Source organism: Candidatus Tenderia electrophaga, assembly GCA_001447805.1.
GTDB classification, from domain to species: Bacteria; Pseudomonadota; Gammaproteobacteria; order Tenderiales; family Tenderiaceae; genus Tenderia; species Tenderia electrophaga.
Map to the genome: position 1 here is coordinate 940,265 of CP013099.1, position 17,067 is coordinate 957,331.

At 62.1% G+C, this 17,067-nt stretch carries 17 protein-coding genes; 11 read left to right on the plus strand and 6 right to left on the minus strand.

From position 1 onward, the window contains the following. Positions 1-9 precede the first annotated feature (9 nt). Positions 10-579, plus strand: a complete 570-nt coding sequence (locus tag Tel_04380) for a hypothetical protein (protein ID ALP52441.1) — start codon at positions 10-12, stop codon at positions 577-579. Between the two features lie 21 nt (positions 580-600). Here Tel_04380 and Tel_04385 read toward each other — a convergent pair whose 3' ends face one another. The 3 genes from Tel_04385 to Tel_04395 all read right to left on the minus strand — a co-directional run bounded on the left by Tel_04385 (position 601) and on the right by Tel_04395 (position 2,636). Then, positions 601-1,260 (minus strand): hypothetical protein, encoded by a 660-nt coding sequence (locus Tel_04385; protein ID ALP52442.1) that lies wholly within the window; start codon positions 1,258-1,260, stop codon positions 601-603. Positions 1,261-1,276: 16 nt separating this feature from the next. After that, complete coding sequence (locus Tel_04390; GenBank protein ALP52443.1) at positions 1,277-1,534, minus strand: hypothetical protein; 258 nt, start codon at positions 1,532-1,534, stop codon at positions 1,277-1,279. A gap of 145 nt (positions 1,535-1,679) precedes the next feature. Next, positions 1,680-2,636, minus strand: a complete 957-nt coding sequence (locus Tel_04395; protein ALP52444.1) for a hypothetical protein — start codon at positions 2,634-2,636, stop codon at positions 1,680-1,682. A 320-nt stretch (positions 2,637-2,956) separates the two neighbouring features. Between Tel_04395 and Tel_04400 the strand changes: the two genes are divergently transcribed. From Tel_04400 to Tel_04425, 6 genes are all read left to right on the plus strand, one after another. Continuing rightward, positions 2,957-4,171: a poly(A) polymerase gene (locus Tel_04400; GenBank protein ALP52445.1), complete on the plus strand. Its 1,215-nt coding sequence runs from the start codon at positions 2,957-2,959 to the stop codon at positions 4,169-4,171. Positions 4,172-4,174: 3 nt separating this feature from the next. After that, the gene (locus Tel_04405; protein ALP52446.1) at positions 4,175-4,684 is read left to right on the plus strand and encodes a 2-amino-4-hydroxy-6-hydroxymethyldihydropteridine pyrophosphokinase; all 510 of its coding nucleotides are present in this window, start codon (positions 4,175-4,177) and stop codon (positions 4,682-4,684) included. Positions 4,685-4,841: 157 nt separating this feature from the next. After that, positions 4,842-5,498: a deoxyadenosine kinase gene (locus Tel_04410; GenBank protein ID ALP52447.1), complete on the plus strand. Its 657-nt coding sequence runs from the start codon at positions 4,842-4,844 to the stop codon at positions 5,496-5,498. Positions 5,499-5,551: 53 nt separating this feature from the next. Beyond that, positions 5,552-6,358 (plus strand): 3-methyl-2-oxobutanoate hydroxymethyltransferase, encoded by an 807-nt coding sequence (gene panB / locus Tel_04415; GenBank protein ID ALP52448.1) that lies wholly within the window; start codon positions 5,552-5,554, stop codon positions 6,356-6,358. After that, positions 6,358-7,212 (plus strand): pantoate--beta-alanine ligase, encoded by an 855-nt coding sequence (locus Tel_04420; GenBank protein ID ALP52449.1) that lies wholly within the window; start codon positions 6,358-6,360, stop codon positions 7,210-7,212. Before panB ends, Tel_04420 begins: the two co-directional genes overlap by 1 nt. A 116-nt stretch (positions 7,213-7,328) precedes the next feature. Beyond that, positions 7,329-7,712: an aspartate decarboxylase gene (locus tag Tel_04425; GenBank protein ALP52450.1), complete on the plus strand. Its 384-nt coding sequence runs from the start codon at positions 7,329-7,331 to the stop codon at positions 7,710-7,712. Positions 7,713-7,806: 94 nt separating this feature from the next. Here Tel_04425 and Tel_04430 read toward each other — a convergent pair whose 3' ends face one another. The 3 genes from Tel_04430 to Tel_04440 all read right to left on the minus strand — a co-directional run bounded on the left by Tel_04430 (position 7,807) and on the right by Tel_04440 (position 12,482). Continuing rightward, positions 7,807-8,043 (minus strand): hypothetical protein, encoded by a 237-nt coding sequence (locus tag Tel_04430; protein ALP52451.1) that lies wholly within the window; start codon positions 8,041-8,043, stop codon positions 7,807-7,809. 50 nt (positions 8,044-8,093) lie between these two features. Continuing rightward, positions 8,094-10,877 (minus strand): phosphoenolpyruvate carboxylase, encoded by a 2,784-nt coding sequence (locus Tel_04435; GenBank protein ID ALP52452.1) that lies wholly within the window; start codon positions 10,875-10,877, stop codon positions 8,094-8,096. Between the two features lie 138 nt (positions 10,878-11,015). Continuing rightward, complete coding sequence (locus tag Tel_04440; protein ID ALP52453.1) at positions 11,016-12,482, minus strand: glycogen synthase; 1,467 nt, start codon at positions 12,480-12,482, stop codon at positions 11,016-11,018. A gap of 174 nt (positions 12,483-12,656) precedes the next feature. On the opposite strand from Tel_04440, the gene Tel_04445 reads away from it, so the two are divergent. From Tel_04445 to Tel_04460, 4 genes are all read left to right on the plus strand, one after another. Further along, positions 12,657-13,943: a hypothetical protein gene (locus tag Tel_04445; protein ID ALP52454.1), complete on the plus strand. Its 1,287-nt coding sequence runs from the start codon at positions 12,657-12,659 to the stop codon at positions 13,941-13,943. Beyond that, entirely contained in the window at positions 13,936-14,481 is a 546-nt protein-coding gene (locus Tel_04450) for a two-component system response regulator (GenBank protein ALP52455.1), read from the plus strand. The genes Tel_04445 and Tel_04450 overlap by 8 nt, the downstream gene beginning before the upstream one ends. A 152-nt stretch (positions 14,482-14,633) precedes the next feature. Next, positions 14,634-15,548, plus strand: coding sequence for a 6-phosphogluconate dehydrogenase (locus tag Tel_04455; GenBank protein ALP52456.1), 915 nt, complete (start codon positions 14,634-14,636; stop codon positions 15,546-15,548). Then, positions 15,548-17,062 (plus strand): glucose-6-phosphate dehydrogenase, encoded by a 1,515-nt coding sequence (locus Tel_04460; GenBank protein ALP52457.1) that lies wholly within the window; start codon positions 15,548-15,550, stop codon positions 17,060-17,062. Before Tel_04455 ends, Tel_04460 begins: the two co-directional genes overlap by 1 nt. The last annotated feature ends 5 nt before the right edge of the window (positions 17,063-17,067 follow it).

The following is a 17,067-nucleotide window of genomic DNA, read 5'->3' on the forward strand; positions in this document are numbered from 1 at the left end:
GTGAGAGCCTTGATCATGACCCTGTTGTTGGGGTTGGCGGCGGCAGCACAGGCCGACGCGCCTGCTGCGGGCAGCGGGGCAGCCGAGTCGCTGCGTTATTTCGACGGTCGGCAATGGCGGCCCTTGTGGCAGAGCGAGCACGAGATCGCCGAAATCGCGCCGGCGAACCAGGCCCCGGCGGCGAGCCTGGGGGCCGGCGCCCGCCTGGTGCAACAGCGCGGCGGGCTGCGCATCTGGCGGCTGCAGGACACGCCCGGCGCCGGCGTGGGCCGCAGCCTGGCGGGCGGCGACCCAGCGCGCTTCAGCCCGGTGTTTTACTTATCTCCTCACGGCGGCGCGCGCCTGGTGCCGCGCGGCAACATCGTGGTGCGCTTTTTCAGCGCGCGCGAGCCGGTGGAACTGGATGCCTGGGCGGAGGCGCAGGGACTGCGTTTGATCGGCAAGACCTCGCTGCCCGCAACCTATCTCTTCGCCGCCGACACGGGCATGGCGGCGGTACACAAGGCCAATGACATTCAGCACAGCGGCAAGGTGCATTTTGCCGTGCCGCAATGGTGGCGCGAGGCGTATACGCGTTAGCATTTATAAGCGAGATAATATTCAAACCATCAGACTCAGCGCGGGTCTGTCGCGATGCTCAGCGCCGCCCGCGGCGACCTGTTGGTAATGACGAACCTGTTTGCTTGCGTTCCCGTCTGCGCCGGTCTTGCCAGGTTCGCTTGGTTGCGACTCGGCGGTCGGTTCCGAGCTTTCCTGATGTTGCCGGGCGATCTCGCTGCGCGCCTCGGCCGCCATGACCGTCGCCGCGGCGGCCACCGCACGATCCTGTCCCGAGGGCTGGGCCGGTGCCAGGGCGGCGGCACGAATCTGTTGCGCCTTGCGCAAGGTGGCCTGTGGGTCGCCCGCCACCGCGCTGGTATCGATGCTCACCTCGCCGCCGACCGCATAGCGCCTACCGTCCGGGCCGCGCGCGTAACTGAAGCTTGCACCGCCCTTGGATAGGCTGCCGGCCGCGCCTTGGTGTGCGGCTTCGTGGGCGCGTACTTCACGATCGCGCTGTTGCAGCTGTCTGAGTTGTTGCCGCTGTTCTTGGCTGAGTTCGCGGCCGGCGGCCGCCGTATTCGGTGTGTTGCGTGGATCGGCCTGCTGCGTGTTTGCGTCGTCCGTGCCCGCCGGCGACTGCGGCGGGCCATGACTGCGGGCTTGTGCATTGACCTGCGGCGACAATAGCGGCGCCGGGCTGTGGCCGCTGATCTGCATCGTGCCGCTCGAGGGGCTATGCCTGTATGTCGATCAGGGTGCCGAGCACATCGCCGGCGGTCTGCACCACCTTGGCCGAGGCCTGCACCTGAAGCTTGTTCAGTTGCATGTCCACCAGCGACCCCGCGACATCTTTGGGGCCGCTCGCCTGGGCCCCGGGCGGAGAGGCTTCACCGCCGTGGGCGGTGGCGACATCATGGGCGTTTTTTCTGATACCGTTCAGACCCTTATGAATGCCCTGCAGGCCTGCGTTGAGGGCGGCAACCGAACTCATATATCACCTCTCGAAAAACTGCGAGTAAATTATCGCTTACTAATATATCGGCTGCGGCGCCGGCAGGCTTGAATAGGACGGGCGGGAATAAAAAAGGCCGGGCGAATGCCCGGCCAGAAAGCAGAAGTGACTATTGTTGTATGGCTTAGAAGGTTGCGACAAATTCCAACAGCAAGTCGTCGTTGTCGGCAGATCCCTCTGGGCTCTCGCTGCGCATCTCCAGGGAGGTGCTCAGGTTGGATGCGATCTGATAGGACACCTGGAAGCTGGTGGCATCGGCATCGGCATTGGCACTGGCCGTCGTGTAGTCGACGTCCGAAAAGCGCAGTGCGACGCCGAACCCATTGCCGAAGTCGTAGCCGGCCCACAGGTCATAAGCGGCATCCACAATCTTGCCGGTGGTGAGATAGTCCAGGCCAACGCTAAGCCCGGCGACTTGGCTGGGCATGTAGACGACATTGAAGTCGGTGATGTCTTCGGCGGAGGCGGCATTCTGAGTCTGGTCGGCCTGGGTGGCGAAGCCCAATTCCAGATCCAGCCCCTGCAGCGGTGAGTAGTTGATTACCACGGCAACGGAATTTTCTTCGTTGGTCTGCCCCAGATCATTCAGGTAAGCGATCGTTGCCGTGGCGGGGCCTACCGGCGCGGCCAGGGCCAAGCCGGCGACGTTGTTACCGTGCAGCGCGGTCTGGCCGTCCAGAATGCTGTAGACATAGCCCCGAGTAGAGAAGGTTCTGTCGGGCCGGTCTTCGGCTTCGTAACCGATGGGGTTGTTGAAGACACCGCCGATGACGGTCATATTGGCGGGGGCGCCCCAAGCAAAAAAGGCCTGTTCCAGCACGGCGCTGTCGCCGCCACCGGCGGGATCCAGCATCAGGTCAACGTCAACCCGGGCAGTGGCGCCGTCGGTAGGACTGGCTGACACATCGATCTCGCCACTGGCGGTAAATTTGTCTTCATTGGCAACTTGGGAAACACCGGCATTTTCGTCGGTGATGGTGTAGATAACATCGGTATAACCGCTGGTGTCGGCGGCCGCCGCAAACCCAGGTACCATGGCCGCGGCAACGGCCAGAGGCAGTGCTTTCTTTTTCATATTCATAGTATTGATCCTCCCTAAAGGATAGGTGTTGCATAAAATAACCGGTGGTTATGAAGGTTATTCGAATAACCGACGCCAACTTAACCGTATCCGTAACAAAAATGCAAGAATATTTGTTGTTATTTTGCAATACTGTTGTATTTTAGTAAGGCTTTGATGCGACATGGGTTTGCCTTTTCGGCTTTCGTGTTATGATTGACCGCTCGCCTCTAAATAAGTATGGATAAAGTAAGTTCAGGGGCCTAACCATTAATTCTCAGATTATTCCACGTTCAGACCATCCCATCAGCCGGGCCGCGATTAGCGAAAACGCCCTGAAGGTGCTGTATCGCCTCAAAAACGCCGGCTTCCAGGCCTACCTGGTGGGCGGCGGGGTCCGCGATCTGCTGCTGGGGCGCGAGCCCAAGGATTTCGATATCGCCACCGATGCCCTGCCCGACGAGGTGCGCAAGCTGTTTCGCAATTGCCGCCTGATCGGCCGACGGTTTCGTTTGGCGCACATCATTTTCGGCCGTGAGATCATCGAGGTGGCCACCTTCCGCGCCCAGGCCAACGACGCCGGCGAAGGCGGCATCGAACAGGAGGAGAATGGCCGGCTGCTGCGTGACAATGTCTACGGCAACCTGGAGCAGGATGCCTGGCGCCGCGATTTCACCATCAACGCCCTGTACTACAACATCGAGGATTTTTCGGTGGTGGATTACACCGGCGGCATGGACGATATCGAGGCCGGCCTGCTGCGCGTCATCGGTGATCCGGAACAGCGTTTTCGCGAAGACCCGGTGCGTATGTTGCGGGCGGTGCGCTTTGCCGCCAAGATCGGTTTTCGCGTCGATGAGGCGTCGGAGGCCAAGATTTACGAACTCGGTCATTTGTTGCAGGGCATCCCGGCGGCACGCTTGTTCGACGAGGTATTAAAACTGTTCCTGGGCGGCTATGCGCTGCAGACCTTTGAGTTGTTGCGTCATTACGATTTGTTCGAGCATCTGTTTCCCGCCACCGAGGCGGCCTTGGCTCAGGAGGAAAACCATTTCCCCCTGACCCTGGTCACTCGGGCCCTGGCAAACACCGATGAGCGCATCGCCCAGGGCAAGCCGGTGACGCCGGCATTTTTGTATGCCGCCCTGCTGTGGGAGCCGGTGCGCCAGCAGGGCTTGCGTTTGCAGGCGGAGGGGGTGGCCGAGCAGCAGGCCTTCAACCGCGCCGCCCAGGCGGTGATCGCGCAGCAGTTGCAATCCACCTCCCTGCCGCGCCGTTTCAGCACGCCCATGCAGGAAATCTGGATTATGCAGCCGCGTCTGGCTAAGCGCGCCGGCAAGCGCGCCTGGCGCCTGTTCGAACACCCGCGCTTTCGCGCCGCCTATGATTTCTTGCTGCTCTGCGCCGAGGCCGGCGAAGCCGACCGTGAGGTGGCCGAATGGTGGACCCGCTTCCAGGAAGTCGACGAGGACGAGCGCGCCGCCATGGTGCGTAAGTTGACGCCCAAGCGCGCGCGCCGGGGCCGGCGGCCGCGCAAGCAAACACCATCCGAGTAGGACATGGCTGCTGCGGTGATCGCCTATATCGGTTTGGGCAGTAATCTGGATGATCCCGTGCGCCAGGTACAGACGGCCTTGGTGGAGCTGGGTGAGATACAGCAGTCATGCTTGCTTAAGCACTCCAGTCTGTATCGCAGCGCACCCATGGGGCGCGCCGATCAGCCCGACTATATCAATGCCGTGGCCGCCGTGGAGACCGCCCTTGCGCCCCATGAATTGCTATCACAACTGCAGCGCTTAGAGGCGCGTCATCAGCGGGTGAGACGGGAGCGTTGGGGAGCGCGTACCCTGGATCTGGATTTATTGTTGTTCGGGGCTGCGGTCATCGACAGTGAACAGCTATGCGTGCCCCATCCCGGCCTGGCGGCGCGCAACTTTATCCTCATCCCCCTCTACGAGATTGCCCCCGATCTGATATTGCCGGACAATCGGGGCTTGTCTGAATTGGTGCAAGGCTGTCCAAGGACCGGCCTGCAGCGCCTGGAAAATGTTGATCAACCGCTGAGTTGAAAAGAAATATGGACCGTAGTGTAGTTGCCGCAAAAATCCCCCCCAACCCCCCTTTGCCAAAGGGGGGGGAAGGGGGCGGGTATGAACTGTCGGGCATTCGCCGACCCTTGGGTAGGCAGCGCGGCCCGTGTATTAAATCCTGCGTTGCGTCTGTGTCATGACCCTGGAAAGCCCCGGTTACATCGTCGTGGAAGGCCCCATCGGCGTCGGCAAGACCAGCCTGGCGCGACGCCTGGCGCAGACCTTCGGTACCGAGCTGCTGCTCGAGGGGGCGGATGAAAACCCCTTTCTGCAGCGCTTCTATAAGGATCCGAAAGGCGCGGCCCTGTCGACCCAGTTGTTTTTTCTCATGCAACGCGCGCAGCAGGTGCAGGAGCTGCGCCAAGGCGATATGTTCCGTCCGGTGCGGGTGGCCGATTTCCTGATCGAAAAGGATCGCCTGTTCGCCCAGCTGACCCTGGACGACGACGAGCTGAAACTCTACCAGCAGGTCTACCGGCACCTGGCCCTGGACGCACCCAGGCCCGATCTGGTGATCTATTTGCAAGCGCCGGTGGCGGTGCTGCTGGAGCGCATCCGCAAACGCAATCGCGACTACGAGCTGCATATCGACGCCGGCTATCTACAGCGCCTGGTGGATGCCTACACCCGCCTGTTCCACCAATACAACGATGCGCCGCTGTTGATTGTGAACGCCGCCGAGATCAATCTGGTAGAAGGCGAAATGGACTACAATGCCCTGCTGGAACGGGTCGCCGAGGTCGACAGCGGCCGCCACTACTTCAATCCATTGCCGTTCGATTTGAGCAAGTAATCATGTCTGATGCAGGGTGTGCCCGGCGCGCCCCGACACATTGAAACAGGAAGATGCCTATGACCGCCCCGATAAGCTTGAGCCGCTTGCGCGAGATGAAACAGCAGGGAGAAAAGATCGCCTGCCTGACCGCCTATGACGCCAGTTTCGCCCGGGTGCTGGATGAGGCCGGGGTCGAGGTGATTCTGGTGGGTGATTCCCTGGGGATGGTGATTCAGGGCCACACGACAACGGTGCCCGTCACCATGGACGACATGATCTATCACAGCCGCGCCGCGGGCCAGGGCAACCGGCGTGCCCTGTTGATGGTCGACATGCCCTTCATGGCCTGCCCCACCGTGGAATGGGCCCTGGTCAACGCCACCCGCCTGATGCAGGCGGGCGGCGCCCAGGCGGTCAAGCTGGAAGGCAGCGGCGTGCAGTTGGAGATTGTCACCGAGCTGGCGCGGCGCAGCATCCCGGTGTGCGCCCATCTCGGCCTGCAGCCGCAGAGCGTGCACAAAATCGGCGGCTATCGGGTTCAAGGGCGTGAATCGGCCGCGGCCAAGGGTATGCTGGATAATGCCATGCAGTTGGAAAAGGCCGGCGCCGATGCGTTGTTGCTGGAATGCGTGCCCGAGTCCCTGGCGACCGAGATCACCGAGTCCGTCACCATTCCGGTGATCGGCATCGGCGCCGGTCCCCGTTGCGACGGCCAGGTGCTGGTGCTGCACGACATCCTCGGGGTGACGCCGGGCAAGGCGCCGCGCTTCAGCAAGAACTTCATGAACGAGGGCGGCTCCATCCAGGCGGCCGTGGCGCGTTACGTGGCCGAGGTCAAGGCCGGCACCTTTCCGGCGCAACAGCACGTATTCGAATAATGCAGATGTTGGAAACACTGGCCGCGCTGCGGTCGCAGCTGCAGGCCTGGCGACAGGCGGGCGACGGCATCGCCTTCGTGCCCACCATGGGCAATCTGCACGCCGGTCATCTGGCTTTGGTGGAGCAGGCCAGACAGCACGGTCAACGCCTGGTGGTGAGCATTTTCGTCAATCCCATGCAGTTCGGTCCCAATGAGGATTTCGAGTGTTATCCGCGCACGCTGGCCCGGGATCGGGACACGCTCGAGGCGGCGGCGGTGGATGTACTGTTTACACCGAGGCTGGAGGCGGTCTATCCCACCGGTCCCGCGCGCACCAGTCGCGTCGAGGTGCCCGGGCTTTCGGAGCCCCTGGAAGGTGAGCGCCGCCCCGGCCATTTCGCCGGGGTGGCGACGGTGGTCGCCAAGCTGTTCAACATGGTGCAGCCGCAGGCGGCGCTGTTCGGCGAGAAGGACTTTCAGCAGTTGTTGGTGATCCGGCGCATGGCGGCGGATCTGTGTTTCCCCGTCGAGATCATCGCGGTGCCCACGGTGCGCGCAGCCGACGGCCTGGCCCTGAGTTCGCGTAACGCTTACTTGAACGAGACGGAACGCGCCCTGGCGCCGGGCCTGTATCAGACCCTGCGGCGCGCGGCCGATAGTCTGCTGCAGGGCGAGCGGGATTTCGAGGGATTGCAGAGAGCCGGACTCAAGGCCTTGAATGCAGCCGGTTTTGACGCGGAATATTTCGCCATTCGCGGCATCGACGACCTGGGCCCGCCGGATGCGCAGACGCGCGAGGTGGTGATCCTGGCGGCGGCCCGGCTGGGCGCCACGCGTTTGATCGACAATGTTCGCCAAGTGTTGGTAAAATAACTTCTTTTTGGCAAAGGCGGCGCGCCGTCCCGGGGCGGTGAACGACCTTTCGGTCTTGAATGTCTAAAATTAGCGCGGCATAAACAGCCGTTTTTTCGTACAGGAGTTGAGATGCCATGCAGCACATGATGCTCAAAACCAAATTGCACCGCGCCCGCGTGACTCATGCCGAGTTGGAGTACGAGGGTTCATGTGCCATCGACGCCGATCTGCTCGAGGCTGCTGGTATCCACGAGTACGAGCAGATCCACATCTACAACATCAACAACGGTGAGCGTTTTACCACCTACGCCATTCGTGCCGAGGCGGGCTCTGGCGTCATTTCCATCAACGGCGCGGCGGCGCGCAAGGCCAGCGTCAACGACCTGGTGATCATCTGTGCCTATGTGGCGGTTGAACAGGAGGCCCTGGCCGATTTCAAGCCCAACCTGATCTACGTCGACGGCGATAACAGGATTGTGCGGCGCAGCAATAGTATTCCCTTGCAGGCGGCGAGCTAGCGAGTCATTAAGACGGCGCGTAGCGCGCCGAGGGGCTTGTCAGGTTTGGAATACTCAGGGGAGCTTCGGGCTCCCCTGATGCGTTACGCCCTGTTTAGCTCGCGCGCTTGGGCGCTTTTCGGGCGGCCGGTGTGGCCTGTTTCGCCGCGGTGACAAAACAACTTGTGCGCCACAGGCAGGCGTCCTGGCTACACACGCCGTTGGTCGCGCTGGCGAAACAGTCAAAATTGCCTTCGCGATGCTGAATCGCGCGTACCAGGGCGGTCTTGTTCAGCTTGCCCGGTTTGATGCCCATATGCCGCGCCCGCGCGCGGATCTGTTCCATCTTCATTGTTGCTCCCTCAATCAATTGCTGTGCAGTAAACACTATTTCCGCCGCGATTATCCGGTATTTCGCATGCCGGCGGCAATGGCGTTGATAGAGCGCAGCAGCGGGTCGAGCCAGATATTGCGTTCCTGCTCCGGCTGGCGTTCGTCGCGATAGCGTTTCAGCAGGGTGATCTGGATGTTGTTGAGGGGGTCCAAATAGGGATTGCGGCGCGCCAGTGACAGGGCCAGGCCGGGGCTTTCATCCAGCAGATGATCGCTGTCGGTGACTGTCAGCACCGTGTCGACGGTTTGCCGGTATTCGTCACGCACGTGCCCGTAGATGGTCGCGCTGGTGTCGGAGTCCAGGCACAGCTGGGCGTACTCCTGGGCGATACGCATGTCGGCCTTGAACAGGGCCATCTGGGTATTGCTGAGCAGGGCACGGAAAAAGGGCCATTGGCGGTTCATCTGGCGCAGGGTGGCGATGCGCTGCTCGTCATTGTCGGCCCATTGCGCCAGCGCCGTGCCTATACCGTACCAGGCCGGCAGGGTATGGCGCGCCTGGGCCCAGCCGAAGACCCAGGCGATGGCGCGTACCGAGTCCTTGGAGCGGTCGCCCTGTTTGCGATGCGAGGGGCGTGAGCCGATGTTCATCATGCCGATTTCGTTGACCGGTGTGGCCTCGTAGAAATAGTCCAGCAGGGCGGGATTGTCGTCGGTCAGGTCGCGATAGGCGCCTTCCCCCATACGCACCAGCTGGTCGATGATTTCCAGATATTCGTCATGATCACCGGGCACCTCCTGGACGATACAGCGACTCGCCTTGAGCAGACCGGTGCTGCCCATGGTCAGCTCGTAGACGGCGGTTTCGTGATTGCTGTACTTGGAGGACAGCACCTCGCCCTGCTCGGTGAACTTGATCTGGCCGAACACGGTGCCGGCCGGCTGCGACAGGATGGCCTCGTGCGTCGGGCCGCCGCCGCGACCGATGGTGCCGCCGCGACCGTGAAACAGGCGGCATTCGATGCCGTGCTTGGCGGCGATAGCGGTAATCTTGCGCTGGGCCTGATACAGGCTCCAGCCCGAGGCCAGGATGCCGCCGTCCTTGCAGGAATCGGAATAGCCCAGCATGACCTCCTGAATATCGCCGGAGGCGGCCAGCAGGCGCCGGTAGGTGCTGTTCTCGAGCAGCCGCTCCATGACGATTTCGATGTGGGCCAGATCCTCGATGGTCTCGAACAGGGGCGAGATTTCGATGTCGCAGCGCCACTGTTCACTGTCACAGTCCACCAGGCCGGCCAGGTGGGCCAGGAACATCACTTCCATCACATGGCTGGCGGCGTGGGTCATGGAGATGACATAGGTGCCGAAGGCGCGCGGGCTGATTTCGTCGCGCATCTGTGCCATGACGTCGAACACTTCCAGGGTTTCGCGGGTCTCGTCCGAGAGCTGCGCGCGCGCCAGGGTCGGGCGCCGCTTGGCGGCGATGAGTTCGCTCAGCGTGGCGAGGCGCTGATCCTCGTCCATGTCGGCGTAATTGTAATTGCCGAAACCCTGGGCCAGGACCTCGTTCACTGTGCTGCTGTGGCGGGTGGACTCCTGACGTACGTCCAAATTCATCAGGAAAAAACCGAAGGTCTCGATCTGGCGGATCAGGTCCTTGACCGTGCCGTTGGCGATCTTGGCGTCGCCGTGGCTGAGCAGTGAATTGTGGATCAGGTGCAGGTCGCGCAGTAGCTCATCTTCATCGGCATAGGCATGTTCGGTAGGTTCGTGCACATGCTCGCCCAAGCTGTGCTTGATCGCCACCAGGTTGCGCTCCAGGCGATAACGCATCAGAAACAGCATGCGCCGATAAGGTTCGTTGGCGAAGCGCTCGGAATCGCCTTCGAAGGCGGTTTCGACTAAATAGTCGTAGTCGGCCAGCGCCTGGGTGAAGGCCTCGGCGGGCCGGCACAGGGAATTGGACAGGGTCAGCACCCGCGTCAGGCTGCCGATGCGGTTGAGATACTCCAGCAGCACCGAGCGTGCCTGCAGACGCAGGGCGAAGCGGGTGGTCTCGGGCGTGACGTTGGGATTACCGTCGCGGTCGCCGCCCACCCAGGAGCCGAAGCGCAGGAAGCTGGGGACGCTCACCGCCGGGCTGCCGGCGTAGATCTTGGCCACCGCCTTTTCCATATTGCGGTAGGTCTGGGGTACGGCGTCGAACAGACAGTCCTGAAAATAGCCGATGCCGGTGCGGATCTCGTCTTCCACCCGCGGTCGGCGCACGCGCACCTCGTCGGTTTTCCACAGGATCTGGATCTCGCCTTCCAGGCGTTCGATGATCTCGCGGCGCTCCTGTTTGCTCAGGCGGGTGTCGTCCAGCTCCTCGCTGGTGAGAAAAATACGCCGCAGCGCCTCTTTCACCATGCGCCGCTTGGCCTCGGTGGGGTGGGCGGTGATGACTGGATAATACGCGGTGCGGTTGAGGATGGTCTGCAGCTGTTCGGCGCTGATGTTCTGCTGCTTGAATTCGTTCAGGGTGGCGTTGAAGGAGCCAGGCCAGGCGGGGCCGTCGCTGAAGCGGCACAGGCGGCGCCGGTATTGATGCTGATAGGCCTCCTCGGCGATGTTGACCAGGCTGAAGTAAATGCTGAAGGCGCGCACCACCTGGGTCAGGGTGTGGGGATCGAGGCGGCTGATTAACAGTCTGAGCTGCTGCTGTTTTTTGGCGTTGTCTTCCTTGCGCAGATTGATGTAACCCTTGCGCAGGGTCTCGACGGCGGAGAACACCTGGTCGCCGGCCTGGGCGCGCAGGATGTTGCCCAACAGATTGCCGAATAGCTTGACGCGCGAACGCAGTTTCTTGTCCATAATTTTATTTAAAACAACTGGTTGCAGTGTGTGCCGCGGCCGCGCAGGGGAGCGCAGCGACCAAAAGGCGGCCATTATACACCCGGTGTGGGATTTTAGGAGGCCACGCCACGCCGAGTGAGACGGGAATAGGCGGGTTTAGGATTGACGTTTTTCCAAGGCCAGCTGGTAGAGCTCCAGATAATGTTTGGCACTCTGTTTCCAACTGAAATCCTGACGCATGCCGTTGGCGATGAGCTGCTGCCAGACCTGGGGTTGGCCGCGAAATACAGCGATGGCGCGCTGCGCGGCCCCCCACAGACCGTCATGGGTGGCGTGTGTGAAGACGAAGCCGGTGGCGGCCTTGCGGGCGATGTTCTCGTCGCTGGCATCGACCACCGTGTCGGCCAGGCCGCCGGTGCGGCGCACGATCGGCACGGTGCCGTAGCGCAGGCTGTAGATCTGGTTCAGGCCGCAGGGCTCGAAGCGCGACGGCATCAGGAACATGTCGGCGCCGGCCTCAATCTGATGCGCCAGGGGTTCGCTGAAGCCGATGTGCACGGCGATGTGTTCCGGGTACAGTTTGGCCGCTTGCTGCAATTCGGTCTGGATGTGTTTGTCGCCGCTGCCCAGAATCGCCAGCTGCACGTCGTGTTTCACCAGCTCGGGGATAATGCTCAGCACCAGGTCGATGCCCTTCTGTTCCGCCAGCCGGCCCACTAGCCCCAGCAGCGGCGGCGAGGTGCGCTGCGGCAGGCCGAACTGGGCCTGAAGTTGTTGTTTGTTGCGCGCCTTGCCGACCATGTGATGGGCGTCATAACTGTATTTCACGTGGGGGTCCTTGGCCGGGTCCCATTGCTTGTAATCCACGCCGTTGAGGATGCCCATGAGGCGCTCGGCGCGGTGATTCAGCAGGCCGTCGAGGCCGTGCCCGAAGTGCGGCGTGCGGATCTCCTCGGCATAGGTGGGGCTGACCGTGCTGATCATGTCGGCGAACACCAAGCCGCCCTTGATGAAGGACAGGCCGCCGTGAAACTCCAGGCCGTCCACGCCCCACAGGTGGCTGGGCAATTTCAGGCTGTGAAACTTGGTGGCCTCGAAAAAGCCGTGATAGGCCAGATTATGGACGGTAAATACGCTGGCCGGTCGCTTGGGGTAAGGCGCCAGCAGGGCCGGCACCAGGCCGCTCTGCCAGTCATTGCAGTGGACGATGTCCGGCTGCCAGTCCAGCTCTGCCTTGTTCAGGGCCACCGCAGTGACGGCGCGCGCGAACAGCGCGAAACGCTCGGCGTTGTCGGCCCAGTCATGCCCGTCCGGGTCCACGTAGGGCCCGCCGGGGCGGTCGAAATGGGGCGGCGAATCCACCAGATAGAGCCGCACTGTGGTGCCCGGCAGGCGGCCCTCGAGCAGGCGCACGGTCTCCGGCACGCCTTCCATGCGGAAACTGGCAAACCCTAGTTTTTCCGCTTTGCGCATGGCCTCGCGGTAGGCCGGCATGATGACGCGTACGTCCTGGGACTGGCCCTTGAGGGCGGCGGGCAGGCTGCCGGCGACATCCGCCAGGCCGCCGGTTTTGATCAGCGGATAGACTTCACTGGTGACGAATAGGATGTTGTGGCTGGACATGCGGGTCGGCTCGCGGGAAACAGGGTTGTTTTTTGTTGTTCAGAATAACATGGGGCTTTTAAACGTGTGAATGTTTTGTAATTTTCCCTGCCGGAATGGAGTAAGATGCGCAGCTTTGGTGCCCCTGTGCCTGGACTTGGTGCGCCTTGGGTCAATCTGATAGATTCGATTGCAATGAACTCATTTTCACAGCAGGTCACGCATGCCGGTGACAGGGCCGCCGTGTTTAATCTGCGGCGCCTGGTATTTGTCCGCCTGGTCGCCATTTTCGGCGAAATCGTGGTGGTTATCGCTGCCGCCTGGGGCTTGGGGATGCAGCTGCCCCTGCTGGGCCTGGGCTGGGTGATTGCCGCCCACGCCGCCGTCAACCTGTTTGCCGGCTGGCGCCTGCGTTCTGCTAAGTCGCTGGGTGCCAACGAATTTATGCTTCAGTTGGGGCTGGATGTGATAATCCTGACGACCCTGCTGTATCTCGCCGGCGGTGCCAGCAATCCCTTTATCTCCCTGTTAGTGCTGCCCCTGGTGATGGCGGCCGCCGTGTTGCCCAAACACCAGGTCTGGGGCATGGGCGTATTAGTGGTGGCGGCCTACGGCCTGCTGATGTTCCAGCATCGCCCCATGCCCCATGTCGCCTCCCATGCCGGCGAGGATTTCGACTGGCATGTTATTGGCATGTGGTTCAGTTTTATATTGGCCGTGGTCATTATCGTGTTTTTCGTGTTGCGCATGGCCGAATCGCTGCGCGAGCGCGATCGGGTGTTGGCTGAGGCGCGTGAGCGCAGCCTGCGCGACGAGCAGCTGGTGGCGTTAGGCACCCTGGCCGCCGGTGCGGCCCATGAGCTGGGTACGCCGCTGTCGACCATGGCCATTCTGACCCAGGAGTTGCAACAGGAGTACGACGCTGACACGGATCTGCAACAGCGGCTCGGCATCCTCAGGCAACAGGTGGACCGCTGCAAGGCCACGCTGGCCATGATTTCGGCCTCGTCCGGCCAGCTGCGCGCCGAGGGCGGCGGCCGGCTGCGGCTGGACCGCTTTTTGAGCGGGGTGGTGGCGGAGTGGCGCCTGCGGCGCCCGACGGCGCGGCTTGAATTTGAGATGTCGGGTACCCGCCCTGCGCCGGACATCATCTCGGAGCAGGGACTCAGGCAAGCCTTGATCACCTTTCTCGATAATGCCGCCGACTCGTCGCCCGATGACGTGGGCATGCGCTGCCGCTGGCAGGCGCGCCATTTGGCGATTGAAATCGCCGATCGCGGCGCCGGTATGCCGCAGCATTACCGCGCCCAGGTCGGCAAGGTGCCGTTTAGCACCAAGCCCGAGGGGCAGGGGCTGGGGCTGATGCTGGCCCACGCCATCATCCAGCGACTGGGCGGCACGGTGAATGTGGCGGACCGCCCCGGCGGCGGCATGCTTGTGGATATGCAGTTGGATTTGGCTAGGTTGTTGCTGGATGAATGATGCCGCCGACAAGCCGCGCCTGTTGCTGGCGGATGACGATGAGGTGTTTGCCGCCGTATTGGCGCGCGCCCTGGCCCGGCGCGGCTACGACGTGGAGCTGGCGCAGGATGTGCAAACCGGCTTGCGGCTGGCGCAGCAGTGGCTGCCCGATTATGCCGTCATCGACCTCAACATGCCGGACGGTTCGGGCCTGACACTGGTAAAGCAGATCTGCGCCCAGGACGGCGAGCCGCGGGTCGTGGTGTTGACCGGCTATGCCAGCATCGCCACGGCGGTGGAGGCCATCAAACTCGGCGCCATTCACTATTTGGCCAAACCGGCCGATGCCGATGACATCGTCGCCGCCCTGCACAAGGACACAGGCGACACCGAGGTGGCAGTGACCGAGTCGCCCATGTCGGTGCGGCGCTTGGAATGGGAGCATATCCAGAAGGTATTGGCCGAGGTGGAAGGCAATGTCTCGGAGGCGGCGCGGCGCTTGGGGATGCATCGGCGCACCTTGCAGCGTAAGCTGCAAAAGCGGCCGGTAAAGCAGTAAGTCGGCTTGCGTACGGCGCGGGTAGTTAACTATTTTTAATAGAGAATTCATAAATTTTTGCCGTGGTTGCAGGATCACAGCGAAATCCTAAATTGGCGGTGACGGACATTCCCTCACGGTCGCATTCAATCGCACAGGCAAGGAGAGTTAGCATGCGCATGGCAATGATCGGACTGGGCAAGATGGGCGGCAACATGGCGCGGCGGCTGTGTCGCGGCGGCATCGAGGTGGTGGGCTATAACCGCTCGCCGGAGATCGTCAACGCCTTGGCCGCCGAGGAGGGGATGGTGCCCGCCGGCGCCTTGCGCGAGGCGGTGGAAAAACTCACCGCGCCGCGCGTGGTGTGGTTGATGCTGCCCAGCGGCGCGCCCACCGAGCAGGCCATCGAGGAATTGAACGCCCTCCTGGAACAGGGCGATGTCATCGTCGACGGCGGCAATTCCAATTACCACGACAGCCAGCGCCGCGGCGCCACGGTGGCCAAGGCGGGTATCGGTTATGTGGACGCCGGCACCTCGGGCGGCATTTGGGGCCTGGACAACGGTTACTGCCTGATGGTGGGCGGCGCGCGCGACGCAGTGGCCCTGGTCGAGCCGGCGCTCAAGGTGTTGGCGCCGGCGCCCGAGCGCGGCTGGGCCCACGTCGGCCCTGTTGGGGCCGGTCATTTCACCAAGATGATCCACAACGGCATCGAGTACGGCATGATGCAGGCCATGGCCGAAGGCTTCGCCCTGATGAAGGGCAAGTCGGAATTCAATCTCGACCTGGCCCAGATCTCGGAGCTGTGGCGCCACAGTTCGGTGGTGCGCAGTTGGTTGTTGGATTTGACCGCCGATGCCTTGAAACAGGACCAGCAACTCGATGATATCGCCCCCTACGTGCCCGATTCGGGCGAGGGCCGCTGGACGGTGGTGGAGTCCATCGATCAGGGCACCGCCGCGCCGGTGCTGAGCCTGGCCCTAAGCATGCGCTTTACCAGTCAGGATGAAGAGGGCTATGACTTCAAGCTGTTGTCCATGATGCGTAACGCCTTCGGCGGTCATGCAGTGAAAAAGGCGGGTGAATAATGGCGAAGTTGGATCCCTGTACCCTGGTCATTTTCGGCGCCACCGGTAACCTGTCGCGCCTCAAGCTGATGCCGGCCCTGTTTCGGCTAGAGGCCGACGCGCGTCTGCCGGACGAGGCCAAGATCCTTGCCTTCGGGCGGCGTCCCTGGGACAAGCAACAGTGGGTGGACGAGGTGGCCAAGATGTTGGATGCCAAGTACCCCAACGGCTACGACCGCGGCGCCTTCGAGCGCTTCACTCAGAAACTGGAGTATCACCAAGGCGACTTGGACAACCTGGACTCCTTCAAAAGCCTGAGCGAGCGCCTGCAAGAAGCAGACAGTTTCCCCCGCAATCTGCTCCACTACATGGCCATCAGCCCCTCGGAATTCGGCAGCGTGTTCGAAAAGCTGGGCGAGGTGGGCTTGTTGAAGCAGCAACACGGCTGGCACCGGGTGGTGATCGAAAAGCCCTTCGGTTATGACCTGCTCAGCGCCCAGACCCTGCAGAACTCCCTGCTGCGCCATGCCGGCGAGGACCAGATCTTCCGCATCGATCACTATCTGGGCAAGGCCACGGTGCGCAATGTCTTGGTGTTCCGCTTCGCCAATCTGTTGCTGGAACCGCTGTGGCACCGCAACTACATCGACCATGTTCAGATCACCCATTCCGAGACGCTGGGAATACAGGGCCGAGCAGAATATTACGACCGCGCCGGAGCGCTGCGCGATATGTTGCAGAGCCATCTGATGCAGCTGCTCACCCTGGTGGCCATGGAGCCGCCGGTGGGCATGGACGCCGAATCCCTGCGCGACGAGAAGGTAAAGGTGCTCAAATCCATCCGCCCCATTCCGCACAATGCGGTCCATGCCCATGCCTTCCGCGCCCAGTACGCGGCGGGCCATGTGGAGGGACGTGCCGTGGCCGGTTATCAGGACGAAGCGGACGTGGCGCCGGACAGCGCCACGGAGACTTATGCCGCCTTGAAACTCTATATCGACAATTGGCGTTGGAAAGGGGTGCCCTTCTACGTGCGTACCGGCAAACGGTTGGCCGAGTCCAGTTCCGCCATCTGCATCCGCTTCAAGCACCCGCCGCAGCAATTGTTCGGCAGCAAGAGCAAGGCCGAGGCCCTCAAGCCCAACTGGATCCTGCTCGGCATCCAGCCCAACAACTGTCTCAAGATGGAGATCCAGGTCAAGGAACACGGCACCGCCATGAAGACCCGCGTCATCAGCCTTGACGCCAGTTACGATGACAAAGGCGGCAGCGGTGCCGATGCCTACGAAGACCTGATTCTGGACGTGATCAAGGGAGACCGTGCCTTGTTTTTGCGCTACGATGAAGTGGAATGGGCCTGGCGCGTGGTGGACCCGATTCTCAAGGTCTGGTCGATGGAGCGCGACTTCATCAACACCTATCCGGCCGGCACTTGGGGGCCGCGCGGCACCTACCGGCTATTCGATCGCGAAGACCAGTTTTGGCGCCATTCGCTATCACTGGACGGCAGCGATGTCAGCTCGGAGGCGTTCTGAGAACC

Excerpts from the sequence above, each read along its gene's own strand:
- Tel_04455 (ALP52456.1), top strand. The coding sequence starts at position 14,634 with ATGCGCATGGCAATGATCGGACTGGGCAAGATGGGCGGCAACATGGCG.
- Tel_04440 (ALP52453.1), bottom strand. The coding sequence starts at position 12,482 with ATGTCCAGCCACAACATCCTATTCGTCACCAGTGAAGTCTATCCGCTG.
- Tel_04395 (ALP52444.1), bottom strand. The coding sequence starts at position 2,636 with ATGAATATGAAAAAGAAAGCACTGCCTCTGGCCGTTGCCGCGGCCATG.
- Tel_04450 (ALP52455.1), top strand. The coding sequence starts at position 13,936 with ATGAATGATGCCGCCGACAAGCCGCGCCTGTTGCTGGCGGATGACGAT.
- panB (ALP52448.1), top strand. The coding sequence starts at position 5,552 with ATGCCTATGACCGCCCCGATAAGCTTGAGCCGCTTGCGCGAGATGAAA.
- Tel_04405 (ALP52446.1), top strand. The coding sequence starts at position 4,175 with ATGGCTGCTGCGGTGATCGCCTATATCGGTTTGGGCAGTAATCTGGAT.
- Tel_04420 (ALP52449.1), top strand. The coding sequence starts at position 6,358 with ATGCAGATGTTGGAAACACTGGCCGCGCTGCGGTCGCAGCTGCAGGCC.
- Tel_04410 (ALP52447.1), top strand. The coding sequence starts at position 4,842 with ATGACCCTGGAAAGCCCCGGTTACATCGTCGTGGAAGGCCCCATCGGC.
- Tel_04385 (ALP52442.1), bottom strand. The coding sequence starts at position 1,260 with ATGCAGATCAGCGGCCACAGCCCGGCGCCGCTATTGTCGCCGCAGGTC.
- Tel_04425 (ALP52450.1), top strand. The coding sequence starts at position 7,329 with ATGCAGCACATGATGCTCAAAACCAAATTGCACCGCGCCCGCGTGACT.
- Tel_04460 (ALP52457.1), top strand. The coding sequence starts at position 15,548 with ATGGCGAAGTTGGATCCCTGTACCCTGGTCATTTTCGGCGCCACCGGT.
- Tel_04445 (ALP52454.1), top strand. The coding sequence starts at position 12,657 with ATGAACTCATTTTCACAGCAGGTCACGCATGCCGGTGACAGGGCCGCC.
- Tel_04435 (ALP52452.1), bottom strand. The coding sequence starts at position 10,877 with ATGGACAAGAAACTGCGTTCGCGCGTCAAGCTATTCGGCAATCTGTTG.
- Tel_04430 (ALP52451.1), bottom strand. The coding sequence starts at position 8,043 with ATGAAGATGGAACAGATCCGCGCGCGGGCGCGGCATATGGGCATCAAA.
- Tel_04390 (ALP52443.1), bottom strand. The coding sequence starts at position 1,534 with ATGAGTTCGGTTGCCGCCCTCAACGCAGGCCTGCAGGGCATTCATAAG.